This window comes from Peribacillus sp. SRI_006 (assembly GCF_057586375.1).
In genome coordinates this window covers 303,116-312,370 of the sequence record NZ_JBYCZT010000005.1, presented here as the reverse complement: position 1 = coordinate 312,370, position 9,255 = coordinate 303,116, and the positions used below count along the sequence as shown (strand labels likewise).

The window sequence follows — 9,255 nt, the reverse complement described above, 5'->3', positions numbered from 1 at the left end:
TGGACTTCTTTTAAAAGGTGATCTATTGTTTTGATGCAATATCTTATTTTCCAAATATATCTCCGGATATTTTTTCCCGGTCAGGAAGAATCAAGTTAAGAAGGATTCCGACGATGGCTGAAAGTGCCATTCCGGAAAGCGATACCGTTTCCGATAGTTGTACGAACGCCCCTCCGATTCCTAACACCAGGATGACTGAAGCTATCATCAAGTTTCTTTTTTTGTCAAAGTCTACCTTATTATCAATCAGCATCCTCAATCCACTTGAGGCGATGATACCGAAGAGCAAGATGGAAATGCCGCCCATCACAGCTGTAGGTATCGAGCTGATGACTGCTGAAATCTTACCGTTAAAGCCAAAGATGATTGCAGTCAATGCTGCCCCTCCGATGATATAGACACTGTACGCCTTCGTCATGGTCAGGACCCCAATATTTTCACCATACGAAGTCAGCGGCGGTCCACCGATGAAGGACCCAATCATGATTCCTGCGCCATCTCCTAAAATCGAGCGATGCAAGCCTGGCTTTTCCAAAAAGTTTCTGCCAACTACTTTGCTCAGTACCATCTGATGTCCGATATGTTCTGATAAAGTTACGATGGCAACCGGTACCATGATGGCAATGACTTCCCATGAGAAGGTAGGTGTATATGTTACATACGGAAACATGAATTCAGGCATTTCCCACCATTTTGCTGCCTTGATCGGTTCATAATCTATTATTCCTGCTACAGCCGAACAGCCGTAGCCCACTATGATTCCCATTAAAATGGGGATCAAGTTAATGAATCCCTTAAAGAACACGTTGCAGATGATGGTTACCGCTAAAGTGATCAGCGCTATAATTATATAAGTGACGCTATATTTATCTTGCGGATCATACATTGCCATGTCCACTGCCGTTCCGGCAAGGCTTAATCCGATTACGATAATCACCGGTCCCACCACAACCGGAGGAAGTATATTCATTAACCAGCGCAAACCGACTTTCTGGATGATCAAAGCTACAATCCCATATATGAACCCTGCCGCAAAACAACCGATCATGGCCGCTTCCGGACCTCCCAAAGCCTTAGCCGCGATAATTGGCGTAATGAAAGCGAAAGATGAACCGAGATAAGCTGGTATCTGACCTTTCGTTATCAGTAAGTATGAAAGTGTTCCCAACCCGCTTGATACCAGTGCTACCGCCGGGCTTAAACCTACCAGGAATGGCACCAGCACCGTTGCACCGAACATGGCGAACAAATGCTGGATGCTTAACGTAATCCACTGTCCAGCCTTTGGCACGTCCTCAACATCCAGTACGATGTCCCTTTTCGTTTCTTCCATTTCCGTATCCCCCTCATGAAAATTCCATCAAAACTGTAAAAACCCTCTTTGCTATATACAAAGAGGGTTTCTCAGAAGGTAAATGCCTATACATAGGGCACAGCTCTTCCGATTGACTCCCCTTTGCCAGCCTCTCTGGACTGTCTTTAAAAGGGTAATATGAAATTTTCATGGTGTTTAGTTTTCTAATATAGTAACTTGATCTACTTGATCTACTTCTGTTAAAGTAACTGTAATTTTTTCAGATTGTGAAGTCGGAACGTTTTTACCGACGAAATCCGCGCGAATCGGCAATTCCCTATGTCCCCTATCCACTAATACGGCAAGCTGGATCTGCGAAGGTCTTCCCAAATCCACCAGAGCATCCATTGCGGCTCTAACGGTTCTGCCTGTGAAAAGAACATCATCCACTAAAATCACTTTCTTGTCAGTGATATTGACCGGAATGTCAGAGCCTTTTACGATGGGTTCCCCATCATTGCTCTTTTTCGAAAGGTCGTCGCGATAAAGCGTAATATCCAGTTCACCCAGCTCTATTTCCTTGCCTTCTATTTGATTGATGCGCTTCGCAAGTCGGTCAGCGAGGAAAATCCCGCGTGTACGTATCCCGATTAAGACGCAATCCTCAATCCCCTTATTTTTCTCAATGATTTCATGGGCAATCCTCGTCAAGGCTCTGCTAATGGCCTGCTCATCAAGTACTATGGCTTTCTCATTCAACACGTCGGCCACCCCGATTCTTTTTTCTGATAAGTCCATTTCAACAAAAAAATCCTCATGCCAAGAAGGCATGAGGATTTTACCGCCGTGGGCATAATTATCCCACTTTGCGTATCCGTTTCCTTCTCAGTCTCTCTGAACTGTGTTAAAGGTTCTTATTAAGTTGTTATTATAATATATCAAAAAAGTGAATGTGTCAATCCTTACTTCTACGTAATTGATTAATTAGATTTTCAAACTCCTCCGGAATCGGAGCTTCGAATTCCATATACTCATTAGTACGTGGATGAATGAAACCTAGAAGACCGGCGTGCAACGCTTGTCCATCCAATTTCAGGGTCTTTTTCGGACCATATTTCGGATCTCCCGCCAGTGGGAAGCCAATGTATTTCATATGAACACGGATTTGATGTGTCCTTCCCGTTTCAAGCTGGCATTCAACCAAAGTGAAATCTTTGAAGCGTTCGATGACACGGAAATGCGTGACGGCATTTTTGGCATTCGAATCTGTGACAGTCATGCTTTGGCGATCTTTTTTATCGCGGCCGATCGGTGCATCGATCGTTCCGAAATCATGAGGGATCACACCATGAACTACAGCTTGATACTTACGGGTAACCGTTTTGTCAACGAGCTGCTGTACCAGTTTCTCATGTGCCATATCATTTTTGGCAACCATCAATAGACCTGATGTATCTTTGTCGATCCGATGGACGATTCCAGGACGCATGACACCGTTGATTCCAGAAAGATCCTTGCAGTGAGCCATCAATCCATTTACAAGCGTGCCAGATACATGTCCCGGTGCCGGATGGACGACCATACCGCTCGGTTTATTAACCACGAGTACATCTGCATCTTCATAATAGATATCCAAATCCATTTCCTCTGCTACCGCATCCAATACCTCAAGTTCTGGAATCGTCACTTCGATTGTATCGCCAGGAACAGCTTTGTAATTCGTTTTAATAACCGCGCCATTTACCAAAACATGATCTTCCTTGATCCATTGCTGGACCTGAGTGCGAGACCATTCCTCATTCAAAGTGGAAAGGGCCTTATCAATCCTAACTCCTTTTAGTGTTTCATCGATGCTGTATAACCTTTTATCCATTATCTTTCTCCTTAGCGTTTTTTTCTTCTAAAAACATATGAATCACGAGCAGTCCGACACCAATTGAAAGCGCAGCATCAGCAACATTAAATACCGGGAAACTGTAGCTGAAAATATAGGTATGAACGAAATCCACTACTTCCTGACGAGCAACACGATCGATGAAATTACCAATCGCACCGCCTAGCATGAGACCAAGTGCAACTCCAAGTAAAATGCTTTCCTTCGCCATTTTCTGAATATAATAGACAAGTCCAATGATGACAGCGATGGTGATGATGTAGAAAAACCACATTTGACCTTGTAGAATTCCCCATGCTGCCCCACGATTACGATGCGAGGTGATATATAGAAGGTTTTCAATAATTTCAATGCTTTCTCCGTACTCCATTTTTTTCACAATCATCCATTTTGTCAGCTGATCGAGAGCTATGACCAAAAGGGCAATCAAATAATAAAACACATTTTTTCCCCCAAACTAATCAAATCTTCACTTTTGAATTGTAGCATAAACTAGAAATAATGACTAATCCGAAAAACAGAAGTCCGCTAACTGCTCCTTAAGAATATCGGGAAGATTGGATAAAGGCAAAATTCTACGATTGGGGTTTTAGCTTTCATTCACACAAAAAAGCCGGCCCTTCATATAGGGACCGGCATTTTTGCAGGAATTATTGATTCACGTAATGTTCTTTCACAACTGTAGCACAACGCGGGCAAAGTGTTGGATGATCCTCCACTTGACCTACTTCCTTCGAAACATTCCAGCAACGTTCACACGTTTCACCTTCTGCTTTTGTAACAAGGATCGCTATATCCTCAAGTTTAACCGCTTCGGCTGGGGCACTTGCCACATCTCCAGCGATTTCAAATTCGGATACGATGAATAGCTGTTCAAAGCTTTCCTTGATGCCATCAAGCAGATTTTTCGTTTCTTCATTAACATATACCGTCACTTTAGCATTCAGTGATTTTCCGATGACCTTCTGGTTCCGGGCTTCTTCCAATGCTTTCAGAACATTATCCCGGACATCCATGAACGCCGTCCATTTTGCTTCAATGACTTCAGCATCTTCAATGGAAATTTCTTCAGGCATCAATGTCAACTGTACGCTTTCTTCCGTTACACCCGGAATGAACGCCCATACTTCATCAGCTGTATGAGAGAGGATCGGTGATACCAATTTGGTCAAGCTGACCAATGATTCGTAAAGGACCGTTTGAATGGCCATACGCTCTTTCCCATTTGGTGCTTCACAATAAAGAATGTCTTTTGCATAATCAAGGTAGAACGAACTTAAATCCTGTGTACAGAAATTATTGACCATATTATAAATGGTAGCAAACTCATAATTTTCATAACTTAGCTTCGACTGTTTGATCAGCTTATTTAATTTAACCAGCATGAATCGATCGACTTCAGGCAATTCTTGAACAGCCACTTTATCGGTCTTAGGATTGAATCCATCCAAGTTCCCTAACAGGAAGCGGAATGTATTACGGATCTTGCGGTAAACTTCCGAAACTTGTTTTAAAATAGGATCGGAAACCCTGACATCCGATTGGTAATCCACCGAAGCTACCCAAAGACGTAAGATATCTGCACCAAGTTGATTCATGACCTTGGATGGCAGTACGACGTTCCCAATCGACTTACTCATTTTACGGCCTTCGCCATCCAATGCGAACCCGTGGCTAAGTACACCTTTATATGGTGCTTTGCCTGTAACGGCAACGCTTGTTGAAAGTGATGAGTTAAACCAGCCGCGATATTGATCGGACCCCTCTAAATAAAGGTCAGCAGGGCGTTGCAAGTCGTCTCTTTCTTCAAGTACCGCTTGATGAGAAGAACCGGAATCGAACCATACGTCCATGATATCCGTTTCTTTCGTGAAGATACCATTCGGGCTGCCTTCATGTGCATAGCCTTCAGGCAGAAGATCTTTCGCTTCACGCTCAAACCAGATGTTTGAACCGTGTTCGCGGAATAGGTTTGAAATATGGTCGATGGTTTCATCCGTAATGATCGGCTCGCCATTTTCTGCATAAAACACTGGAATTGGTACGCCCCAAGCGCGTTGGCGGGAAATACACCAATCCCCACGGTCACGGACCATATTGAATAGACGCGTTTCGCCCCAAGCAGGAACCCATTTCGTTTCTTCAATCGCTTCCAGAAGTTCATTGCGGAAGTCCTTGATTGACGCGAACCATTGTGCTGTTGCACGGAAGATCGTTGGCTTCTTCGTCCGCCAGTCATGTGGATAAGAGTGTGTGATGAACGTCAAGTTCAATAACGCGCCTGCTTCAGTTAATTTTTCGGTAATCGGTTTATTCGCTTGATCATAAAATAATCCGGCAAATCCCCCTGCTTCTTCCGTCATGACCCCTTTTTCATCTACAGGACAAAGTACGTCCAAGCCATATTTTTGCCCAATGATAAAGTCGTCTTCACCATGGCCTGGCGCAGTGTGAACACAACCCGTTCCAGCTTCAGTCGTTACGTGCTCACCTAACATCACTAAAGATTCACGGTCATAAAGAGGGTGTTTGGCAACAGCACGGTCCAACTCGCTCCCTTTTACTGTTTTTTGGATGGACGGATTTTCCCAGCCTAATGTTTCCGTAACCGATTCAAGCAGTGCCTCAGCAATTAAGAATTTTTCATTTTCGACAGCCACTACTACATAATTTAATTGCGGATGCAATGAGATACCAAGATTAGCTGGAATCGTCCATGGAGTTGTCGTCCAGATGATGATCTTGACGCCTTCATCGATCACACCTTTGCCATCTGTGACTTCAAAAGCAACATAGATCGACGCAGAGCGTTTGTCTTGATATTCAATTTCAGCTTCGGCTAGCGCCGATTCACTTGAAGGGGACCAGTAAACAGGTTTTTTCCCTTTATAAATGTAGCCTTTTTTCGCCATTTCTCCGAATACCTTGATTTGCTGTGCTTCATATTCAGGCTTCAATGTGATATAAGGATTTTCCCAATCACCACGGACCCCTATTCTCTTAAACTGCTCCCGTTGATTGTCAATCTGGCCATAAGCATACTCTTCACAAAGCTTTCTGAATTCGGCAACGCTCATTTCTTTCCGTTTCACGCCTTTTTTCGTCAATGCCGTTTCGATTGGAAGCCCATGTGTATCCCAGCCAGGTACATACGGTGCTTGAAAACCGCTCATCGATTTAAATCGGACAATGAAATCCTTTAAAACCTTATTCATTGCATGGCCCATGTGGATATCGCCGTTGGCATATGGAGGTCCATCATGCAAAATGAATAAAGGACGTCCTTCCGTTTGCTCTTGCACTTTTTTATAGATGTTCATTTCTTTCCATTTTTCTTGGATTTCCGGTTCACGCTTCGGCAAATTCCCCCGCATTGGAAATTCAGTTTTAGGCATCAATAAGGTATCTTTGTATTCCATCATAAAATCCTCCATCCGTCTTTTAAAAAATTCATTCGAACCGATGACTTGATATCCGGCCAAAATAAAAAGCCCTCTCATCCCTAAAAAAGGGACGAGAAAGCTTTGCTTCCCGCGGTACCACCCTGGCTAGAAAGATTCACAAAAGTGAATCCAACCTCTCGAGCATTCGTAACGTGAATGAAACGCTTCATTTACTTACTGCAAAAGCAGGTTCAACTCAGAACTCAAGGGTGATCTTCAATTCTTCGCTTATTCCGGGCTTTCACCATCCCCGGTTCGCTAAAAATAAGTGTGTGAAGAATTTACTTTCCCTGTCATCGTCTAATTTCATAATGAATTGTATTGTTAAAAAATTATATGCGAAAAAAGTGTTCAAAGTCAAGGAATCGTTTAAATTTCCTCTTCCACTCTCTCATTTAATTCTATTTCAGTCGCATCCACTTCATAATCCAGAAGATGATCCCAATCGTCATTGTCCAGCAAATCCAGCTGTGCACCGACAAGCATTTTGAAACGTGTCCGGAATACTTTGGATTGCTTTTTCAAATCTTCAATATCCATCGCTATTTTCCTTGCTTTCACAAGTGACTCATTTACGATCCTGTCAGCATTTTTCTCTGCTTCCTTTATGATCAGTTTCGCTTCTTTTTGGGCATTGCGCCTTAATTCTTCGGCTGCTTCCTGTGCGACAATAATCGACTTGTTAAGTGTACCCTCAATTGTCGTAAAATGTCCCAAACGATCAAAAGTCTCGTTCAGTTTATCTTCAAGTTCCTTCTTCTCCCTCAAAATCAGTTCATAATCTTTAATGACCTGGTCGAGAAATTCATTTACTTCATCTTCATCATACCCTCGAAATACTTTGTTAAATTCCTTGTTATGTATATCTATCGGGGTTAAGGGCATTACGGCACCTCCAGAACGGTTTCTACTCTAGTATGTTAAAACTCTATATTCGACAATAAATTTATGATTCCTGCTTTTTCTTGAATTATTTTTGTCTGCCTAACGAGATTCTCCACTTATCCTTCTTGGTTTTCCCATCGATCGAAGCTATTTTACATCTGCCAAAACCTCTGATGGAAAGTGTGTCACCCTCACGGCATTCTTCCGAGACGTTTTCCGTTTGCTTGAAATTCACCTTTACTTTTCCTGACGTTATCAAGGACTGGGTTTTTTGACGGGACAAATTCAGGACGGCCGATAGTACACTGTCAAGCCTAAGAGAACTGACGGTGGTTACTTGCTCTTCCCATTTTTCCTTAACTTGAACGATATTCCCGATTGGAAGCCGTTTGATGGAAACGGAAGCATTACCTATTTTCTCCAGATTTCCAGTGAGATATGAATCCATCTCTTCGGCAGCTATAAATTGAATATCCTCTTCCGTCACTATTATATCACCAAATTTTTCACGTTTTACCCCTAGTGACATCAAGGTTCCAAGTATTTGCCTATGTTCAAGCGTTACAAATTTTTTTGGATAGGAGATATCGTATAAGGAGATATTGAAATCAGATGGTTCAGGAGAGTAATAATCAGGGTAAATGAGCACACGTTTTCGCTCTACGAAATCGCTCCCGCCATTAAATTGCAGTTTCGCTTCCGGATCATTCCCTATTAGGGAAGTAAGGATTTCCTGCTGACGCGGATCAAGAAAATCAGATAGTTTCGGAGCGTAGGAATGTTTAACCTGATCAATCCAATTCATGGCCTGGTCGATAAAATCTTTTTCCTCCGGCCTGAAATGCTGATAAATACTCATGATTGAATAAATGCTCCTTAGTTATCAAATTAATGGTCGATCATCTGGAATTGATTGAACTCATTCTGCGTTGCAACTACACAGCGGAAAATGTTCCGACTGTGTAGTAATATGCATGTCAGGTTAATTGTTGATCATCCAATTAATGTCTGTAAGTAATTGATTCCATAACCGCTGGCAAAATTAAGAACCAGCAAGGCCACAAGAGGTGAAAGATCAATCATGCCAAGTGGCGGAATGAACTTTCTGAACGGTTCTAAATACGGTTCGCAAATTTTTTCCAAAAACTGACCGATTGATGTCTCCCTTGCATTGGGGAACCATGACATCAATATGTAAACGATTAATGCCATTGAATAAATTTCAATTAAATAATATAAACCCTGAAGCACTAGACCCATTAACCATTACCACCTCGCTTCTTCGTACTCCTCTTCGGCGGCGAAGCCGGTAATATTACCGGAAACATCGACGTTGTCCGGGGTACATAAGAATATATCTGTTCCGATTTTTTGGATATCCCCGCTGATTGCATAGACAGTCCCACTTAGAAAATCGATGATTCGCTTTCCTTGGTCATGCTGGATCCGTTGAAGGTTCACGACTACTGCGCGCCTGTTTTTCAAATGATCAGCTACCTCCTGGGCTTCTGCATAAGCACGCGGCTCCAATAATACTACTTTAGAAGATTTTTGTACGCTTTGCAAACTTACGATATTCTGATTGGTATTATTCCCTGCAGAAGCGGACTGCTGCTGTTTAGCTGACTTCACGACTTTTGGTTCAGCCTCCTCTTCTTCCACCACTTCTTCCCTGTACTCATACTCATCATCCAGCGCGAAATAAGATTTAAATTTTGATACGAACGACATCTATAGCG

Annotated in this window: 9 protein-coding genes and 1 other annotated feature; all 9 genes read right to left on the bottom strand. The window is 42.6% G+C overall.

Features of this window, described 5'->3' with window-relative positions; translation table 11 throughout:
- Positions 1-43 precede the first annotated feature (43 nt).
- The 9 genes from AC2YHV_RS09480 to AC2YHV_RS09440 all read right to left on the bottom strand — a co-directional run bounded on the left by AC2YHV_RS09480 (position 44) and on the right by AC2YHV_RS09440 (position 9,247).
- Positions 44-1,333 carry a solute carrier family 23 protein gene (locus AC2YHV_RS09480; protein WP_057278435.1) on the bottom strand — a complete coding sequence of 430 codons (1,290 nt, stop codon included), beginning with the start codon at positions 1,331-1,333 and terminating at the stop codon, positions 44-46.
- Between the two features lie 177 nt (positions 1,334-1,510).
- Positions 1,511-2,092, bottom strand: coding sequence for a bifunctional pyr operon transcriptional regulator/uracil phosphoribosyltransferase PyrR (pyrR, locus tag AC2YHV_RS09475; protein WP_057278480.1), 582 nt, complete (start codon positions 2,090-2,092; stop codon positions 1,511-1,513).
- A gap of 157 nt (positions 2,093-2,249) precedes the next feature.
- Positions 2,250-3,167 (bottom strand): RluA family pseudouridine synthase, encoded by a 918-nt coding sequence (locus AC2YHV_RS09470; protein ID WP_063576908.1) that lies wholly within the window; start codon positions 3,165-3,167, stop codon positions 2,250-2,252.
- The gene (gene lspA / locus AC2YHV_RS09465) at positions 3,160-3,630 is read right to left on the bottom strand and encodes a signal peptidase II (protein ID WP_034313851.1); all 471 of its coding nucleotides are present in this window, start codon (positions 3,628-3,630) and stop codon (positions 3,160-3,162) included. Before lspA ends, AC2YHV_RS09470 begins: the two co-directional genes overlap by 8 nt.
- A gap of 208 nt (positions 3,631-3,838) precedes the next feature.
- On the bottom strand, positions 3,839-6,607 hold the full coding sequence (ileS, locus tag AC2YHV_RS09460) for an isoleucine--tRNA ligase (protein ID WP_487373099.1): 2,769 nt from the start codon (positions 6,605-6,607) through the stop codon (positions 3,839-3,841).
- Between the two features lie 87 nt (positions 6,608-6,694).
- Positions 6,695-6,937: a binding site (T-box leader), on the bottom strand.
- A gap of 63 nt (positions 6,938-7,000) precedes the next feature.
- A complete protein-coding gene (locus tag AC2YHV_RS09455; protein WP_034313857.1) occupies positions 7,001-7,516 on the bottom strand; it encodes a DivIVA domain-containing protein in 516 nt (171 codons plus the stop codon).
- 85 nt (positions 7,517-7,601) lie between these two features.
- Entirely contained in the window at positions 7,602-8,375 is a 774-nt protein-coding gene (locus AC2YHV_RS09450; protein WP_057278437.1) for a YlmH family RNA-binding protein, read from the bottom strand.
- A 134-nt stretch (positions 8,376-8,509) separates the two neighbouring features.
- Entirely contained in the window at positions 8,510-8,776 is a 267-nt protein-coding gene (locus tag AC2YHV_RS09445; RefSeq protein WP_487373081.1) for a YggT family protein, read from the bottom strand.
- Positions 8,777-8,782: 6 nt separating this feature from the next.
- Positions 8,783-9,247 (bottom strand): cell division protein SepF, encoded by a 465-nt coding sequence (locus AC2YHV_RS09440; protein ID WP_057278438.1) that lies wholly within the window; start codon positions 9,245-9,247, stop codon positions 8,783-8,785.
- Positions 9,248-9,255: the final 8 nt, after the last annotated feature.